The sequence below is a fragment of the Arenibacter nanhaiticus genome (genome assembly GCF_900141935.1).
GTDB lineage: Bacteria > Bacteroidota > Bacteroidia > Flavobacteriales > Flavobacteriaceae > Arenibacter > Arenibacter nanhaiticus.
The window spans coordinates 89425-106142 of sequence record NZ_FQYX01000001.1 but is presented as its reverse complement, the minus strand read 5'-3'; the positions used below and the strand labels follow the sequence as shown (position 1 = coordinate 106142).

Here is a 16718-nt window from a genome sequence, read left to right as displayed (position 1 = left end):
TATAGATATAAGATTAGGACAAAGACCTAAATGGACTTTTGGCCAAAAAAATTATTTATAGACTATTTGTAAATTCTCGTTTTAAGCTACTCAATTTATGTGCGATACTGGCATCGTACTGTAAATCGCCTACTCGTAAGATGAAACCACCAATAATGCTTTCATCTATTGTATTCTCTAAAGTAGATTCATTGCCGGTCATTTCCACAACCTGCTTTATAATCTTCTTTTCCAATGCTGGTGTTAACGCTACGGCGGTCGTCACATACGCCACTCCCTGTCCTTTGCGCGCTTCGTTTAAAAGAATGAACTTCTCGGCCACCATATTTAGCAACCCTATTCTTTTGTTCTCTACCAAAACATTGATCAAGCCTTCGGTAATAGCATTACTCCCTTTAAAAACATCTAAAAGAACTACTTTCTTTAAATGAGATTTTACTACAGGATTCGCCAATAACTCACGAAGTTCGGCACTATCAGTAAGAGTACTGACTACAGAACGCATATCCTTTTCTACCGCATCCGTTGCCTTGTTGTCCACTGCCAAGTCCAAAATAGCTTTGGCATAACGGACGGCTGCTCTAGATTCGTTCATATCTTTAGTTTAGTTAAGCTTAATATCTGCCATCAATTCTTCTACCAACTCTAATTGCTTGTTTTCGGTAGACAATTGTCCTTTGATCATTTTCTCGGCTATTCCCAATGAAATACTAGCTACTTCACTTTTAAGCTCTGCAAAAGCAGCTTTCTTCTCTGCTTCGATCGCCAACTGTGCCTGCTTAATCATTTTATCCCCTTCAAATTGCGCAGTTTCCTTTGCATCGGCAATAATCTTCTCCTTCATTTCACGTGCCTCCCTAATCATCGCTTCACGTTCTGCACGGGCTTCTTTGATCATTTTTTCATTGTCAGCCTGTAAGTTTTGCATCTCCTTACGCGCTTCCTCAGCAGCTGCCAAAGCTTCACTGATCCCCTCTTCTCTTTCATTTAAGGCATCCAAGATAGGTCTCCAGGCAAACTTTGCCATCAAAAATATTAAAACCAGCAAAATCACTAACTGCATTGTAAACAGCCCTGGTGAAAAATCGTTTAATAATTGATCCATTTTATATAGTATTTATTTTTCTAAATTCGTTTTCGTTAAAAGAACATCTTTTTGCAACCAACCGTTGCAAAAAGATGTCTGTTCAAAAAGATTACTTCCCTAAGAATAAGGCACCGAATGCCAAACCTTCCAAAAGTGCTCCAATAATAATCATAGCAGTTTGGATCTTTCCAGCAGCTTCTGGTTGACGAGCGATCGCCTCCATAGCTGAACTACCAATTTTTCCTAAACCGATTCCAGCTCCGAAAACGATTAAACCTGCTCCTACTAAATTTGGAATTGTCATAATGAATTGAATTAAATATAATTAAACGAAAATTGTAATACTCTTATTTATTAATGCTCGTGATCCTGTACCGCCATCCCGATAAATACCGCAGACAACATGGTAAAGATAAACGCCTGCAAAAAGGCTATTAAAATCTCAAGAATTGTCAAAAACAACGACAGTACAAAAGATAGCCCTGTAGAGGCAACCGGCCCCATAACTACTTTCAAAGTAATCATCACCGATATAAGACTCATCACTACAATGTGACCTGCAGACATATTCGCGAACAAACGAATCATAAGCGAAAACGGTCTTGTCAAAGTTCCCAACAGTTCAATCGGAATTAGAATAAGCTTCATTGGAACAGGAACTCCTGGCATCCAGAAAATATGTTTCCAATAATCCTTGTTGGCCTTGAACTGTGTAATCAAGAACGTACATAAGGCCAAACAAAAAGTTACGGCAATATTCCCCGTCACGTTAAACCCTAGCGGCGTCAACCCCAATAGGTTCAAAGTCCATATAAAGAAAAACACGGTCAATAAAAAGCCCATAAACTGTCTGTACTTCTTATCCCCAATATTGGGCCTGGCAATTTCATCTCGTACGTAGATCACCAACGGCTCCAACCCTCTGGCTACACCAGTTGGAATAGGTCCTTTCTTGTACCCTCTTGCCAAGGAAACAAACCCTAAGAACATCAAGACCGCCGTTAACAACATCCCGACAACAGACTTGGTAATGGACAAATCCAAAGGCCTTACAGCGTTCGTGGCATGATGCTTGTCGTCAAAAACAACAACATCCTCCCCAGGATTCAACTCATAAATTTTAGTGTGGATCTTGGCAAACTTCAAACCGTTCTTCTCAACGATTACCTCACCATTGTCATCATGTTGAAACTCCGACGACATAAATGTCACCAAACCTTCACTTGTCCAGAGAATTACCGGCAATGGAAAGCCGTAATGTTTTCCTGTTTTCGCACTACTGTAGAGTGTGAAATCATGGGAATCCTGAAGGTGATGCATGATATATGCACTAATTTCCTCTTGGGTATCAATGGGATCACCCTTTTTTCCGCCTGCATATGTAGACAATGAAAAAAACAATCCTAATACCAATGCGAAGAGTTTTGTGGGTCTCTTGCTTAACCATTTACTTTTTACCAACATAGCTTTTATGCTCTCAAAAATTTCGGCAAAGGTATTCAATATATTTATAATATCTATGCCTTTTCTGAGTCGATTTTGTTAATTTATAAAAACCCTATTTTAAATTCAATAATTTTGCAATACTCCAAACTTCTACTCCCAAAAACATAAAAAGCGGCAATACCAAAGGCAAACGCTCGTATAACGGCATGTCCTCGGTGTAGAAAATAGGGGTCTGAAAAACGAGTACAAAGACTCCGATCTTTATAAAAACACCCATTAAAAATCCGTACCCAACTTGGTCGGGCACATACGAATAGACAAATTCCAGTAATAAATACACTACAGAACTAGCCACAAAATGAAACAGGTATACCGAAAACAAATTGTAGCGCAGACTTACATTCCAGTGTTGCAACAAATAATTATGAAGTAAAAAACCAATCACAAAGACGGCAATCGCCACCCATAAAAAACTCAATAATCTCTTTACCATTACTCTTCTTTTTTGGAAATCCGAATTACCTGGACTATAGCCGAGCCCATAGCCAGAAAAATAGCGGCCAAGGTACAAATATTCGTATACAATTGGTTGTCCGTTTGGTATTTTTCGTCCAACCACGTCCCTAACCAATTCCCCAAATAAATAGTAATACCGATTTGAAAGGACAAACCGGTAAACTGAATAAACTTGCTTATTTTTTTAGAGGTATCAGGAGACTTTTTCTTTTTCATTCTTGAAGATCTGCTTTTTGTTATTGCTGAGCGATTCCTTGCCCTTCATGGTACAGGTAGCATTAAAGGTCGCCCCGGGCTCTATGGCCAATTTAGCGACGGTAACAGCCCCTTCTATCACGGCAGACTCCTTTAAGGTCAAAAGTTCGCTCACCAAAAGCTCTCCGTTAAAACTGCCTTCTATATCGGCATTTACACATTCTACTTTCCCTTGAATATAACCATCGACACCGATCACTACTTTTCCGGAAGTTTTCAGGTTCCCGTCCAATTTTCCATCGATCCTAAAATCGGCTTCGGAAATAATATCGCCTTTAATTTTGGTGTTTTTCTCAATTCTGTTCGGTTGCCCACCGATCTCTGGTGATAAACGAGGTTTTTTGTTGTCTGAAAACATTACTGTATGATTTTGGGGATTATTGCTGCGCCCTGTAGGCCTGCAGATTTTTATGGATTTGAACTATTTTATAATTGGTCGATAAAATTACGAAATTCTCATCATTGACTAGATAGTCCTTGTTGTTTTTTAACAGTTCGGCATATCCCAGAGCATACTCTTCGGACAAAAAGCCATGGACGATTACAAACTGATCCTCAATAGTATAAATGTCTTTGGAAATCTTATGGGTGTATTTTAAATCCTTCATCGATTTTTCTAACAGCGCCTTCAGCTTCAAAGCCTTGGCATTGTCCTTTATTTTCATAGGAAAAACCAACTTCCAATTTCCCCTACTCCCTTCTTCGGACGCCCTTATAAAATCCGTATTCGACAATCTTGGCAAGAGATCGTTTACCATGGCCTGGGCCTTTTTGCCTTCGGGATGGTTAGGATAGTTCAGCGCTACAAAATTCAAAGCTTCCTTAAAATCTTCGTACCCCATGACCCTTCCTATGGCATTTGCCTTTAGCATCTCCAATTTTGGCACTATGGGGTCACCGGTATATTTGGCGATATTTTCCTCGGCCTGGGCAATGACTGCCACATATTCCTGATTTTGGAACATCTTGTACAATTCACCGTATTTGGCATCGGGACTCTCTACACTGCCCTGTAATATCGCCTGTGGATTGATGAGGATTTCGGCATAGCGCGATTCGGGATGATTCGCTATTATATCGTTCTTCATGGATACTACAAGCGGACTCCCCTCCTCCTCGTAAATTTTGTACAGGTTGTATTTAGACGGAATGATAAGGCGCTCTTCGGGAGCCGATTTTAGGACGGCCTCGAGCTTGGCAGCAGCCAAATGATTTTCTTTAAATTTTTCTTTATAAATCAACCCCAATTGATAGTTGGCGAAATTGCGCTCCCTGCGAAGGCTATCGATAATAGCCTCTTCTTGTGGAATGCTTTCCAAGTAAAAATCTAGATTGTATTGCTGCTCGTCCGTCGCGGCCAAAGGAGCCTCTGCCCGGTCCATGGGCGTATCGGCATATTGCGCCTGCACCTTGGTTTTAGTAGACCATCGCCAATCGTCTTCCAAAACACGGTTCCCCCATCTGGACTTAAAATCGGTTTTTCCATAGCCAAGGGCGGTAACATTGTAGAAATAAAATTTCCCTTGGCTGTCTTTACCCCCTTTGGCATTGCCAAAGGAGGCCACCCCTGTATTTATAAGTTTATCCTTCCCCTTTTGTGCTTCCTCCTTCGCTGCCCTTAATTGGGCAATATAGTCCTTAAAATAGGTCTCCCTAGCCGTTAAGGGCATTTCATAAAGGCTAATGATACTATCGGTATCTTTGGCAATATCCTCGTATTTTATAACGTCTTGCAGATTGTCCAATTTCTTTTTGACCACCCTATATTTATTGGTGTTTTCAGGAAGGTTCAACAGAACGCTGTCATAGTAGGCGCCCGCCACCTTATAGTTATTGTCCTCAAAATTGTATAGGGCCATTGCCTCGTAATTCAGCGCATTTAACTGTGGCATCCGCTCGGTAGCCCGCAAGGATTTGTTAAAATAGTCCAAGGCCAAACTATCGGACCCATCGCCCAAGTGGTATTGGGCCAATTGATGGTAGATTTTATTTAAAAAAGGCCTGTTTTCCCTGTTTTCTTCCATTTCCGAAAGAAACTCAAATACCGCTTCCTTATTTTCTTCGGTAATTACGGTATTCTGGATTTTCTGAAGTTCAGCATTCACCTTATACACTCGGGGCGAACTCCTGTTTAGGGCTATTACCTGATCAAAGGCCATATTGGCACTGTCCTTTTTCCCCAACTGATTGTACAATTGCCCTATAATATAATAGTACCGTCCTTTTTCCGGATTTTTTCGGGTATAGGCCGATGCTATTTTTAACTGCTGAATAGCAGTATCTACTACTTTTAAATTAATATAGGCCTGCCCCATCATAGCACGGGCATCGGCATACTCCTGATCCTTAAGGCGGTACAACTTTAAAAGGCGCTTAAGATTTTCTAGGGCTATCTCCTCATTTTCGAGGCGTATATTCACTTTTTCGCGCCATATCACCGCTTCATTCAGCTTATCGCTATAGGTATATCGGTTTAATATATAATTAAAAGCCTCCAGGGCAGGAATGTATCGCTGATCAAAATACCGCGCCTTCCCCAGCAGTAGAAAAGCTTCGTCGGTTTGGGGGTTGTGTTCGGTATCCTTTATCATCATACTGTGCTTCTGTATGGCTTTGGCAGCCTTCTCTTCGGCAATGATAAAGTTGGGATTGTTGTCTTCCGAATCTAATTTTATATCATCGGTCACCTCCATCCGCTCTACGGGCAGTATCTCCCAATAATTGTCCCGGTAAGTATCGTTAAGCCCTTGGCGTCCTTCTTCAAAGGCAAGATTTCCGTTGTACAAAGTATTGTACTTGGTATTCATCGCATGCCAATTGCGATTTACAAAGGTGTCCTTTTTAGTAGAACAGGCGTTAAAAAGGATTCCTCCTAAAAGGGGTAGTGCTATAAGAGTATGGCGGAGTTTCAAAATAGTATGTCTTCGTATGTATCCTTAACTAAAAAACTGCATAATTATTATGCTATTGGGGGGTAATGTACAAATATTTTGACTTCTTTGCCCGCCGTAGGGAGCAAAACAAAGGCTGTTGCTCAGAAAAACAAGGTGTTAGGACTTTTGGAAGCAGATTTTTTTAATACATAATTAGATATTTTTTTTAAGGTAAAGTGCAGGTTTGTATTCGTTTTATCTCAAAAGAAAGCCGTTTAAAGCGTTTTTGAGATTGGTTTTAACCACAAATCATGGTCAAATTTCAAGTGGGAGCATTTTTCTTTGGGCGTTCCCTCCTTCGTCGGGCGGGCCCTTGGCTATATCCCTTGCTCCGCTGCGGGGATGCCGCCGCGCTCCCTAACGCAAAACACTGCAAACAATGACAGTCATCGCTCCCTTTTAATGCGCACCCCTATTGCCGCTATCCACCAAAGAAAACTTCGAGCTCCTTCAAGGTCTCTGCTTCGGTTTTAATGTCATTTACCAACTGCCCCTTGCCCAGTACTACAATGCGCTCGCAGACTTCGGTCACACGAATAAGGTCGTGGCTAGACACTAAAATGGTGACCTCCTTTTCCGCGGCCATATTTTATTAGGTTAAACAACTATGTGAAGGGTAAGTCCGAATTGGTATTAAGTTTCAAGAAAAACACCCCTATTACCAGTATTTTTTTGTATTCAATAAATCCTCCTCATTAGTAAGTGTAATCCTATAAAATTATATGTTTGCACTTTAATAAAAATCATCTAATTAATAGTATGCAAACAAACTTTATTAAAATTACATTCTCAATCCTATTGGCTTTATTTATCTCATTTTCTTTTAATAGTTGTACAAAGAATGGGATAGACGGTTCTATTGGTCAAGACGGCTCAGATGGCAAAGATGGAGCTGATGGCAAAGATGGCGTGGATAATTCTGGTAGAACCTATATAGTCCTAACTGGTAACATCACCGATGCAGAAGCCAGTCAAATTATTCTTGAAGATTTTGGTAGTGACACCCAGTATATTAAAATTGTAAATACCACTCAACTAACTACGGCAGACTTTAGTGCGGTAACCCAAGACCTAAGATTAGTAGGTCTGGTTATTGAGCGCAATACAGCGCTAGCCTCAGTGGAACTACCAACAGTAACAGATGTGTACGACCATTTTTCTATTAGGGATAACAATTTATTGAAAACAATATCCCTCGGAAACTTGGCAAGAGTGGGCTCTGGAGAGCGAAGTTATGGCGATCGGGTGTACACTGATGCAAAGATTGTGAATAATACAAGTTTAACGAGTATCGATTTTCCGAAGCTGGAAGAGGTAAGCAACCCTTTTTATATTGAGAATAATGATACTTTGACAAGTGTAAATGCTCCATTGTTGAAAACCTTAGAGCGCCTTATTATTGGAAATAATAACGCTTTAGCAAGTATAAATCTTCCAAAGTTGGAAATAGTGAAACATAGTTTACGGTTTTTTACACTTAACTCTTTGTCCAGGTTAAATCTTCCGGAATTGAAAACTATATACAATTCTCTTTTTATTGTAAATAATAACGCTTTGCCCAAAATAGATCTTCCGGAATTGAAAACTGTATACAATTCTCTTTTTATTGTAAATAATAACACTTTACCCAATATAGATCTTCCAAAGTTGGAAATAGTGAACGGGTTTATTACTATTAGCACCCATAAAACTTTGACCAGGTTAAATTTTCCAAAATTAAAAACACTGAAAAATTATCTATTGATAAGGAACAACAACAACTTAACCAGTTTTAATTTTCCAATGTTAAAAACACTGGAAGGTAGTCTATCGATAAAAGGAAATAATACCTTAACCAGTTTTAATTTTCCTGAACTAGAAATACTAGGCTCGCTTAACGTTCAGGAGACCTCCGCTTTGAAGGGTATTAAATTTCCTATGTTGAGGACGTTAGAAGATGTTATCAACATTAGCAATAATGAAGAATTGACCGCGGTAGATTTACCTTTGTTGGAAACAATTAGTGGAAGGGTTATTATTAAGGAGAATCCCGCATTGAAGGATATTAATCTTTCGAAATTGAAAACTCTGGATGACAGTGTTTTTATCACAGATAATGATGCTATGAGCACCCTTGAAATTCCGAAGTTGGAAACTACAAGTCGTCTTTTTATTTGGGGCAATCAGTTGACAAGCCTTGAATTTCCATCGTTAGAATCGGCAGGATCGGTCGATATCAATAAAGAGGATGCTTTGAGCGTCTTAAATCTAGCCAAGTTAAGAACTGTTGATAGTGATTTTAGCGTTGAAAGAAATGTTGCTTTGACGTCGCTTGATATTTCTTTGTTGGAAACAATTGATGGGGAATTAAAAATTCAAAAAAATTCTGCTTTGACCACCCTAGAACTTCCAAGTTTAACCTCAGTTCAGGAAAATTCCATATCATTTGATTATAACGGGCTAGATGTAGTAAGTGTAAATGGTCTTTTGGAAAAATTGGCCTCCATCAGCCCTGCTTTAACAGGCAAATCCATAAATCTTAGGCAAACCCCTGCCACAACTCCCACGGCGCAAGGCTTGACGGATAAGAGTATCTTAGAGGAAAATGGAAATACGGTTCAGACGGACTAATGTTTTAAAAATATAATCACAAACCAAAAGGGGGCGTCTAACGAGACGCTCCCTTTTAATATTGCCAGTATAGTGCCATCCGTAAACAATCGATCGGTCATGGGAATAACATCAAAAATAGAGATAGAAGAGCGTGTAGAAACTTTGGAAAAAACCTTTAAGACTAATACCTCTTTTAAGGTTCGCCAACGGATCCAAAGTCTTATACTCTTAAAAAAAGACAAATTTAAGCGTCAAGCAGATTTAGCAGAATTTATCGGTGTAGGACATTCAACACTAAAGACCTGGATAAAACAGTATAAAAAATTTGGTTTTGATTCCTTGACAACACTTCAAAGTGGTGGAAACTATAAGGGTGTCAAAAGTGAACGTCTCCACAAGGCGCTGGAAGCCAAAGTAAATGACTCTAAAGATCCACTTCTGGGCTATTGGCATGCTGTTTACTGGGCCAAGGAACACCATGGCCAAGACATTAAATACCAAACCTTAAGAGCCTATTTGATACGCCACTTTAAAACCAAGAAAATCACATTAAAAAAAGACCAACAGGCCCTAGAGGTCTTCAAAAAAACACCCTAATACCTTAGAGCAATTAAGATTAAGCCTTAATAAAGACTACAGATCGGCTAACCTTTATTTTCAAGATGAAAGTCGGTTTGGGCTGATGCCCCATGTAGGCACGGCACTTACTGCCAAGGGAGTGAAACCCATAGTGAATTACCAACAAGCTTTTAAAAACACATATTTGTACGGAAGCTATTCCCCAATGGACGGAAGCCATTTTACTTGGGAGGTAGAAGGTGTTGATACGCTTATTTTTGAAGCTTACCGCAAAGAGTTTTCATTATATAGACCAGAGGAGCTAAAAATTGTAGTAATAGACAATCCAGGCTTTCATTCTACTAAAAATATAAATATCCCTGACAACATTAAGCCTATAAGAATACCGCCATATACCCCGGAACTAAACCCGTTCGGAAAGGTTTGGCAATATTTAAAAACAAAACGTTTGGAAACTTAAAGGAACTTAAGGAGTGGCTAAATCATACTGTTAAAACAGAAATTAACAACGAGACCGTAATCAATATTGTGCATTCTGAGTTTTATATAAACACATTTAAGGCTTGTTTTAACTTATAATTATTATTTAATTCTAGGGCCAAAACCTATTGCAACCTTATCAACTAGCTTCCCCAGTTGTGTACAGTACGTTTCTTCTGCAAAATAGCTGTCAAACGGCAGTTTATCAGCAAAGATAGTTGGCAGTTTCTTTCCTATTCCACCGTAAGAACTCCAAAAAAACATTTGGAGGATCTTTTTGTCATAACCGGCCTCTCATCCCTTATCCACCAAAGAAAACTTCGAGCTCCTTCAAGGTCTCTGCTTCGGTTTCAATGTCTTTTACTATTTGGCCCTTATCCAGTACTACAATGCGCTCGCAGACTTCGGTCACATGAATAAGGTCGTGGCTAGACACTAAAATGGTGACCTCCTTTTCCGCGGCCATATTTTTAATAATTCCCTTGAGCCTTATTTGGGTGGTTGGGTCTAAATTAGCAAAAGGTTCGTCTAAAATTATGACTTCCGGATCTCCAATAAAAGAGGCTACAATCCCCACCTTCTTCTGATTTCCTTTGGAGAGGTCGCGCAAATATTTTTTCTGCCCTAGAATTTCCCCATGGAAAAAATCCTCAAACCCGGCCAATAAGGCATCGACATCGGCTTTGTTTCGCCCTCTTAATTCCCCAATAAAATAAAAATACTCCTCCGGGGTCAGGTAACCAATCAAAAAAGTTTCATCTATAAAGGCCGATGTAAAGGGTTTCCAGGCTTCACTGCTATTTACTTGTATTCCATGGTTACTGATATGGCCGGTTGTCGGCTCAATCAAATCGAGCAACAAACTAAAAAAGGTGGTCTTTCCGGCACCGTTGTTCCCCACCAGCCCAAAACTCTGCCCTTTGGGGATTTCTAAATGTTCTATGTTTAACACGGTGGCTTCACCGTAGGTTTTGGTTAAATTTTGGGTAGTGATCATAACTATAGCTATTAAATTCCCTAGGCTTTTTGCTTGTAGGCGGCCAAGGTTTTATATTTTTCTTTTTTATAAATCTTCTCTATTCTGGCAAACACGGCATTTTTAAAGGCAAAGCCAATACAACCGCTCAAGGCAACAAAAACATAGCCTGCAGCCGGACTTATTAAATAGTGCCCAAGGGCGTATACTCCTAAGGGCAAAATAAGTTTGGGCAAGGTCAGTAAGAGGGTTTTGGAATTAAAGGACTGTTTATCGCCAAAAGCCTTTTTGTTGGAACCTAGGTCTATAGGCGTTTTTATATAGGCCCCGCCCCAAAGGACCAGGTACGAATTGACGCCAATATTGTAAATAGCCCCCACTAAGACCGCCAAATAAGCGTCCCTTCCTAAATAGAGATAAAAAGAAGCCAAGATGGTCGTAATGACCGTGGCAATACACATTAAATACCATTTAGAAGACAGGTATTCCTTGTACTGTATGTTTTGGCTCATCATTAAAGGATAATAAGCGCTGTCCCAACTAGGTACAAACTGCCCAAAACTAAAGAGAAAGCCACCCGAGACAAATATCCCGGCAAATATTTTCCAAACAGGAGCGTCATAGGTTTCTATACTGCCCGTAAAAAATAACAAGCCATAAAAAATAAAGAAGAAGCTCATGATTACCGACGTTTTGGAACGTTTGTTCCTTCGGATGAGTTTAATATCGTTCTTTAAAAAGGTGCCCAGATTCCCAAAGCGGTTCAACCAAGCATAGTCTTCTGTTTTGGCAGTGGACTTTTTACCGGCCAGACCGGCATCTAAAAACATGTATTTCTTAAAATACCGAAAAGAGAAAATATAAAGAAAAACAAGGATGGCTGCCGGCAACAAGGCCGTCCATGGTTGTTGGAACAGCATATGAAAGAAGGGAGCCGTATAGTCCGTTATATTGAACAGCCCGTAATATTGCGATATGCCCAAAACAATGGCCAGGCCAAGGAGGCCATAGAGCAAGCGATCTTTATTGTTCAGTAAAACGTTGATGAAGTTATTGCTAAAAATAAGGGCCATCATGGCCAAATGCCATCCTATAACGCCAAGGGGGGCATAGCCTTCTATCAACAAGACAATGGAAAAAGGAATAAAGAAAAAAGCATGGGACCAGTTAAAAAAAGAAACCAGCGTTTTTCCCAGGGAATAATGCACTACCTGCTGTTTTTTTATAGGGAGATACAACAAGGGCTTTATATTGGTAATCGGCATCTTTTGCAGCATATACCTAATATAGAGATCGCCCACCAAATAGTAGATCATAAATTGGTTTACTATTTCCAAGGGGTCGCCCCAGCCTGCTTTTTCTATGATATAAAAAGCCCCTACTCCCAAGGCAAGGAAAACGGCCATAAAATAAAGGGCCCCAAAAACCATAAAAATTTTGATCAGCAGATTGGCCTTAAAAGAAGCCGCCCTAAAAAAAGATTTCCATTCTAAAGTAAGAAAGTGTTTTAGCATAAGGTAAAAGGGATTTGCTTTGAATTGGTATGGTAAGCCTACTTTTTGTTACAACAATGTAAACATTTTTAAGGTTTCCATTGGTAAAATTACCGTCCAGACTTCGATTTTTTCCTTTAAACCTATACACAACTTTCTTATGCACGAGAATATTAGGTGTTTTTTTCGCAATCTCATTTTGTATCGTCCTAGCTTTCCGTAATTTTACGGCAAATTTTTAATATGGCAGATTTTCATTCCCTTACGGTACAGCACGTAAAGCCTTTAACGGACGATGCAGTAGCAATTACATTTACCATTCCAAAAGACCTGGCACAGACCTTTGCATTTACTTCTGGACAATATATAACCATCAAAAAAGAACTTAAAGGCAAGGAATTGCGAAGAGCCTACTCTATTAGTTCTTCTCCTACTGCTGGGGCCATTACCATTGGAGTAAAAAAAGTAGACAAAGGCGGCTTTTCGGATTATGCCAATACAAAGATCAAAGCAGGAGATGTATTGGAAGTAATGCCCCCAGAAGGAAGGTTTGTTTTTAAGCCTACCGATAAAGCTAAAAACATAGCGGCTTTTGCTGCCGGTAGTGGTATTACCCCCATTATTAGTATTGCCAGAACGGTTTTGGCCAGCAACCCTAAGAGTAAATTTGTATTGGTTTATGGGAACAAATCCTATAAAGAGACCATGTTTTATACAGAATTGGTAAAACTTCAGTTAGAATATGCCAATCGATTTTTTATAAACTTTATCTGCAGCCAAGAAAGGGAAGAAAATTCTCTTTTTGGTCGTATCGATGTTTCTACGGTGAACTATACCCTAAAGAACAAACACAAGGACACCGTCTTTGACGATTACTTTTTGTGCGGTCCAGAGGCCATGATCAATTTGGTAAGCGATACCCTAAAAGAAGAGGATGTTCCTGCCGAGAAAATACATTTTGAACTGTTTACCGCTACCGAGATCAAGGACGAACTACCGGTAAACTTGGAGGGACTAACACAGGTATCCGTAGTGGTCGATGACGAGGAGTTTTCTTTTTCTATGGATAAAAAGGCCATCGTCCTCGATGCGGTTCTTAAAGAAAATATAGATGCCCCCTACTCTTGCCAAGGTGGTGTATGCAGTAGTTGTATTGCCAGGGTTACCGAAGGGCAGGCAGAAATGGTGAAAAATCAGATCTTAACGGACAGTGAAATTGCCGAAGGATTGATCCTTACCTGCCAAGCACACCCTACGACCCCTACTTTAAAAGTAGACTACGATGACGTTTAGGTGGAAGCCTTGAGCTAAAATCAAAAAAACCACGCTTTTCGCGTGGTTTTTTTATGATCAACGATTTATAAATCGATCCCTAATCTTCATAACGGCGTGTTCATAGCCAATATCATAGGCTTTTTCGATCCCCTTTTTATCGAGCACCCCAATCTGTTCGAGTTCCCGAGGCTCAAAAATAAGATCGCATTTATTTATTTTTTCCCTATTCGTAGCGTATATCATCAAGGCCGTTGTTCTGTTCGCCAACTGTAAGGACGATTTGATACCTTCTTTCCCTATTTGGTTGATTCCAGAAACATTACTGCCGATGATAAAATTGGTCTCTCCCACTACCTCATCGTAGGGAAAGTTGTTCATAATACCTCCATCGGCATATAACTGTCCCTCTATTTCGACCGGACTAAAAACTGGTGGTAGTGCGGCAGAAGCCAACAAGGGCAGAATAAGTTCTCCTTGCGAAAACACCCGCTGATCGCCTTGTTGCAGATCCGTGGTGATCACATGCAGTTTCCGATCTAACTTTTCAAAAGAATCCTCGGGGAAGTATTTTAAAAACAACTCAAAATACCGTTCGGTATCTATAAGTCCAGGTTTTAAAATGGTCATAAAGTTATATCGGAACAATGGGGTTTCCTTAAAAAAGGTAAGCATGTCCGATACCGAATTATTATTGGCATATAAGGCCCCTATCAATGCCCCTACACTGCTTCCTGAAATAGTATGGGCTTTGAGACCAAATTCATTAAGGGCCTGTATAACGCCTATATGCGCCATCCCTTTTACCCCTCCCCCAGATAATACCAAACCCAAAGATTTGTTTTCTACCTCCGATAAATTCATTCTTTTTGTTATTATTAATATATGTCGGTACTCCCTTACGGGCGCCCTAAAGGAATTAGGGCAACCTTCATCTTTAAATTTACCTTTTTCAAATTAGACTCCGCCTATTTTTTAGGCTGAATTTAAACTTTTATTCCTTCTTCTCAGTTAAAAAAACTTTAAAGGTTCTTTTGCCTATAGAAACCATGGTCCCACCTTATTCGTCAACCTTACTGACAGTGTCCTAATTGTAACACATCAAAAAAAGCCTGTTCTATCATATCAAGAACAGGCTTTAGACGTTGCTATTAAAAAGACTACTTTATTTACTCTTCAACATCTTTAGGAGCTCATCGGCCACCAGGGCCGAGGATGCCGGATTTTGCCCGGTAACCAAATTTCCGTCTTTTAGGGCATGGGGCTGCCAATCGGCGACCTTACTATAGGTACCGCCCTGTTCTTTTAGCATGTCTTCTACCAAAAAGGGAACTACATCGGTCAATTGTACCGCGGCCTCTTCGGTATTCGAAAATCCGGTTACTTTTTTCCCTTTTACCAATGCTTCTCCATCGGTGCCCTTCACATGGCGCAAGGCAGCAGGTGCGTGACAGACAAAGCCAATTGGTTTTTCGGCCCTGTTAAAGGATTCTATCAGTTGTACCGATACCTTGTCTTCTGCCAAATCCCACAAGGGCCCATGCCCGCCTGGATAAAAAACAGCATCAAAATCGGCCTGATCGATCGTATCCAATTTCTTGGTATTATTGATTTTTTCCTGAGCTACCGCATCTTTTTTAAAGCGTTCCGTGTCTTCGGTACTGGCCTCTGGGGTATCACTACTAGGGTCTATAGGGGCTTTTCCCCCTTTAGGGCTGGCCAATACAATATTGGCTCCCTGATCTAATAATTTATAATATGGATTGGCAAACTCTTCTATCCAAAATCCTGTTTTCTTTCCGGTATCTCCCAAGGTATCGTGGGAGGTTAGTACGAATAATATTTTCATCTTTTGTTGTTGTTTTTAGTTGAACTTCAATGTGCTTTAGCGCTAGTACTTCCTTCTTTTAATAGGCCATAGTCACTATCTGGGCCACATCGGAAGGTTTTAGGGACTGGTGTTCCCCTAAGCCCAACCATCCGCGGTCGGTAAAGCGCTTTTCAATGGTTTCTGCCGTCCCCTGAAAGTCGTCTGTATATTGTGAAAGCTTGGTCGCAATTCCCAATTCATGGAAAAAAGCTTCGGTCTTGTCTATGGCAGCATGGGCTTTTTCATCGACATTCCCTTGGGTTATTCCCCAAACGCGTTCTGCAAACTGTGCCAACTTCTCTTTCTTGGTTTCAAAATTAAAACGGTAGTGACTAGGCGCCATAATCGCCAAGGTTCTGGCGTGGTCTATGCCGTACATTGCGGTTAACTCGTGCCCCATCGCATGCACTGCCCAATCGGTAGGCACGCCCAATGGCAATAGTCCGTTCAAGGCCATGGTACAGCTCCACATAAAATTGGACGCTGCCTGATAGTCCGTTGGATCCTTAAGGATGGCAGGCGCTACTTCTAATAAGGTCTGCAAGACACTTTCGGCCATTCTATCTTGTAGCAAGGCCCCTATAGGATAGGTCATATACTGTTCCAAAACATGGGTAAAGGCATCGGCGATACCGTTGGCCAACTGACGTTCTGGAATAGAACGTATCACTTGTGGATCTAAGACAGAGAATACGGGGAAAATCCCCGCCCCGCTCATGGCCAATTTTTCTTGGGTTTCTTTTCTGGTAATGACCGAATTGGAATTCATTTCCGATCCCGTAGCGGGAAGGGTCAACACCGCTCCAAAGGGCATTCCCTTGGCTACTGGCTTCCCTGCCGTTAGCAGCTCCCATGGCGTATCGCCTTCATACAGGGCCGCAGCCGCTAAAAATTTTGTCCCGTCGATGACAGAACCACCCCCAACGGCCAATAAGAAGTCGATTTCTTGCGACTTGATCACCCCTAGGGCTTCCATTAATACCTCGTATTCCGGATTGGCCGGGATGCCGCCAAAGGGCACCACCTCAACGCCATCAAGCGCCGCTGTTACCTGCTCGTAAATTCCGTTCTTTTTAATGCTTCCCCCACCGTACAGCAGCAATACCTTGGCATTTTGGGGAATTTCTTTGGAAAGATTGGCGATCTCCCCTTTTCCGAATAGGATTTTAGTTGGATTTTTATATTGAAAATTGTTCATCTGCGTTGTTGTTTTTAGTTG

Annotated in this window: 17 protein-coding genes and 1 pseudogene; 4 read left to right on the top strand and 14 right to left on the bottom strand. The window is 40.6% G+C overall.

What is annotated here, in order from left to right:
* Window positions 1–55: 55 nt before the first annotated feature.
* The 9 genes and pseudogenes from atpH to BUA16_RS18320 form a co-directional block, all read right to left on the bottom strand.
* Window positions 56–595 (bottom strand): ATP synthase F1 subunit delta, encoded by a 540-nt coding sequence (atpH, locus tag BUA16_RS00445; RefSeq protein ID WP_072762672.1) that lies wholly within the window; start codon window positions 593–595, stop codon window positions 56–58.
* 9 nt (window positions 596–604) lie between these two features.
* Entirely contained in the window at window positions 605–1105 is a 501-nt protein-coding gene (locus tag BUA16_RS00440; RefSeq protein WP_072762671.1) for a F0F1 ATP synthase subunit B, read from the bottom strand.
* A gap of 91 nt (window positions 1106–1196) precedes the next feature.
* Entirely contained in the window at window positions 1197–1391 is a 195-nt protein-coding gene (gene atpE, locus BUA16_RS00435; RefSeq protein WP_072762670.1) for an ATP synthase F0 subunit C, read from the bottom strand.
* A 50-nt stretch (window positions 1392–1441) separates the two neighbouring features.
* Window positions 1442–2551 (bottom strand): F0F1 ATP synthase subunit A, encoded by a 1110-nt coding sequence (gene atpB, locus BUA16_RS00430; RefSeq protein WP_072762669.1) that lies wholly within the window; start codon window positions 2549–2551, stop codon window positions 1442–1444.
* 94 nt (window positions 2552–2645) lie between these two features.
* Window positions 2646–3026, bottom strand: coding sequence for a DUF6168 family protein (locus BUA16_RS00425; RefSeq protein ID WP_084668377.1), 381 nt, complete (start codon window positions 3024–3026; stop codon window positions 2646–2648).
* Window positions 3026–3265, bottom strand: coding sequence for an AtpZ/AtpI family protein (locus BUA16_RS00420; protein WP_072762668.1), 240 nt, complete (start codon window positions 3263–3265; stop codon window positions 3026–3028). Before BUA16_RS00420 ends, BUA16_RS00425 begins: the two co-directional genes overlap by 1 nt.
* The gene (locus BUA16_RS00415) at window positions 3243–3662 is read right to left on the bottom strand and encodes a bactofilin family protein (protein ID WP_072762667.1); all 420 of its coding nucleotides are present in this window, start codon (window positions 3660–3662) and stop codon (window positions 3243–3245) included. The genes BUA16_RS00420 and BUA16_RS00415 overlap by 23 nt, the downstream gene beginning before the upstream one ends.
* Window positions 3663–3681: 19 nt before the next feature.
* The gene (gene porW, locus BUA16_RS00410; protein WP_072762666.1) at window positions 3682–6216 is read right to left on the bottom strand and encodes a type IX secretion system periplasmic lipoprotein PorW/SprE; all 2535 of its coding nucleotides are present in this window, start codon (window positions 6214–6216) and stop codon (window positions 3682–3684) included.
* A gap of 442 nt (window positions 6217–6658) precedes the next feature.
* Window positions 6659–6820: pseudogene (locus tag BUA16_RS18320) on the bottom strand (ABC transporter ATP-binding protein); the annotation flags it as partial.
* Window positions 6821–6996: 176 nt separating this feature from the next.
* Here BUA16_RS18320 and BUA16_RS00405 point away from each other — a divergent pair.
* The 3 genes from BUA16_RS00405 (at window position 6997) to BUA16_RS00395 (ending at window position 9868) form a co-directional block, all read left to right on the top strand.
* Complete coding sequence (locus BUA16_RS00405; protein ID WP_072762665.1) at window positions 6997–8847, top strand: hypothetical protein; 1851 nt, start codon at window positions 6997–6999, stop codon at window positions 8845–8847.
* Window positions 8848–8946: 99 nt separating this feature from the next.
* Window positions 8947–9426 carry a helix-turn-helix domain-containing protein gene (locus tag BUA16_RS00400; RefSeq protein WP_072762664.1) on the top strand — a complete coding sequence of 160 codons (480 nt, stop codon included), beginning with the start codon at window positions 8947–8949 and terminating at the stop codon, window positions 9424–9426.
* A gap of 85 nt (window positions 9427–9511) precedes the next feature.
* Complete coding sequence (locus BUA16_RS00395) at window positions 9512–9868, top strand: transposase (RefSeq protein WP_245795490.1); 357 nt, start codon at window positions 9512–9514, stop codon at window positions 9866–9868.
* Window positions 9869–10189: 321 nt separating this feature from the next.
* Here BUA16_RS00395 and BUA16_RS00390 read toward each other — a convergent pair whose 3' ends face one another.
* Both BUA16_RS00390 and BUA16_RS00385 read right to left on the bottom strand, forming a co-directional pair.
* Window positions 10190–10885, bottom strand: a complete 696-nt coding sequence (locus BUA16_RS00390) for an ABC transporter ATP-binding protein (protein WP_072762663.1) — start codon at window positions 10883–10885, stop codon at window positions 10190–10192.
* A 20-nt stretch (window positions 10886–10905) separates the two neighbouring features.
* Window positions 10906–12378 (bottom strand): DUF5687 family protein, encoded by a 1473-nt coding sequence (locus BUA16_RS00385; RefSeq protein ID WP_072762662.1) that lies wholly within the window; start codon window positions 12376–12378, stop codon window positions 10906–10908.
* 222 nt (window positions 12379–12600) lie between these two features.
* Between BUA16_RS00385 and BUA16_RS00380 the strand changes: the two genes are divergently transcribed.
* Window positions 12601–13650, top strand: coding sequence for a ferredoxin--NADP reductase (locus BUA16_RS00380; protein ID WP_072762661.1), 1050 nt, complete (start codon window positions 12601–12603; stop codon window positions 13648–13650).
* Between the two features lie 57 nt (window positions 13651–13707).
* Here BUA16_RS00380 and BUA16_RS00375 read toward each other — a convergent pair whose 3' ends face one another.
* From BUA16_RS00375 to BUA16_RS00365, 3 genes are all read right to left on the bottom strand, one after another.
* Window positions 13708–14493 (bottom strand): patatin-like phospholipase family protein, encoded by a 786-nt coding sequence (locus tag BUA16_RS00375; protein ID WP_072762660.1) that lies wholly within the window; start codon window positions 14491–14493, stop codon window positions 13708–13710.
* A gap of 301 nt (window positions 14494–14794) precedes the next feature.
* Window positions 14795–15478 carry a type 1 glutamine amidotransferase domain-containing protein gene (locus BUA16_RS00370; protein ID WP_072762659.1) on the bottom strand — a complete coding sequence of 228 codons (684 nt, stop codon included), beginning with the start codon at window positions 15476–15478 and terminating at the stop codon, window positions 14795–14797.
* 58 nt (window positions 15479–15536) lie between these two features.
* Window positions 15537–16697, bottom strand: coding sequence for an iron-containing alcohol dehydrogenase (locus tag BUA16_RS00365; protein WP_072762658.1), 1161 nt, complete (start codon window positions 16695–16697; stop codon window positions 15537–15539).
* Window positions 16698–16718 lie beyond the last annotated feature (21 nt).

What these genes read in the sequence shown, in the direction of transcription:
- atpH (WP_072762672.1), bottom strand. Translation starts at nt 595, where the DNA reads ATGAACGAATCTAGAGCAGCCGTCCGTTATGCCAAAGCTATTTTGGAC.
- BUA16_RS00440 (WP_072762671.1), bottom strand. Translation starts at nt 1,105, where the DNA reads ATGGATCAATTATTAAACGATTTTTCACCAGGGCTGTTTACAATGCAG.
- atpE (WP_072762670.1), bottom strand. Translation starts at nt 1,391, where the DNA reads ATGACAATTCCAAATTTAGTAGGAGCAGGTTTAATCGTTTTCGGAGCT.
- atpB (WP_072762669.1), bottom strand. Translation starts at nt 2,551, where the DNA reads ATGTTGGTAAAAAGTAAATGGTTAAGCAAGAGACCCACAAAACTCTTC.
- BUA16_RS00425 (WP_084668377.1), bottom strand. Translation starts at nt 3,026, where the DNA reads ATGGTAAAGAGATTATTGAGTTTTTTATGGGTGGCGATTGCCGTCTTT.
- BUA16_RS00420 (WP_072762668.1), bottom strand. Translation starts at nt 3,265, where the DNA reads ATGAAAAAGAAAAAGTCTCCTGATACCTCTAAAAAAATAAGCAAGTTT.
- BUA16_RS00415 (WP_072762667.1), bottom strand. Translation starts at nt 3,662, where the DNA reads ATGTTTTCAGACAACAAAAAACCTCGTTTATCACCAGAGATCGGTGGG.
- BUA16_RS00405 (WP_072762665.1), top strand. Translation starts at nt 6,997, where the DNA reads ATGCAAACAAACTTTATTAAAATTACATTCTCAATCCTATTGGCTTTA.
- BUA16_RS00400 (WP_072762664.1), top strand. Translation starts at nt 8,947, where the DNA reads ATGGGAATAACATCAAAAATAGAGATAGAAGAGCGTGTAGAAACTTTG.
- BUA16_RS00395 (WP_245795490.1), top strand. Translation starts at nt 9,512, where the DNA reads ATGCCCCATGTAGGCACGGCACTTACTGCCAAGGGAGTGAAACCCATA.
- BUA16_RS00390 (WP_072762663.1), bottom strand. Translation starts at nt 10,885, where the DNA reads ATGATCACTACCCAAAATTTAACCAAAACCTACGGTGAAGCCACCGTG.
- BUA16_RS00385 (WP_072762662.1), bottom strand. Translation starts at nt 12,378, where the DNA reads ATGCTAAAACACTTTCTTACTTTAGAATGGAAATCTTTTTTTAGGGCG.
- BUA16_RS00380 (WP_072762661.1), top strand. Translation starts at nt 12,601, where the DNA reads ATGGCAGATTTTCATTCCCTTACGGTACAGCACGTAAAGCCTTTAACG.
- BUA16_RS00375 (WP_072762660.1), bottom strand. Translation starts at nt 14,493, where the DNA reads ATGAATTTATCGGAGGTAGAAAACAAATCTTTGGGTTTGGTATTATCT.
- BUA16_RS00370 (WP_072762659.1), bottom strand. Translation starts at nt 15,478, where the DNA reads ATGAAAATATTATTCGTACTAACCTCCCACGATACCTTGGGAGATACC.
- BUA16_RS00365 (WP_072762658.1), bottom strand. Translation starts at nt 16,697, where the DNA reads ATGAACAATTTTCAATATAAAAATCCAACTAAAATCCTATTCGGAAAA.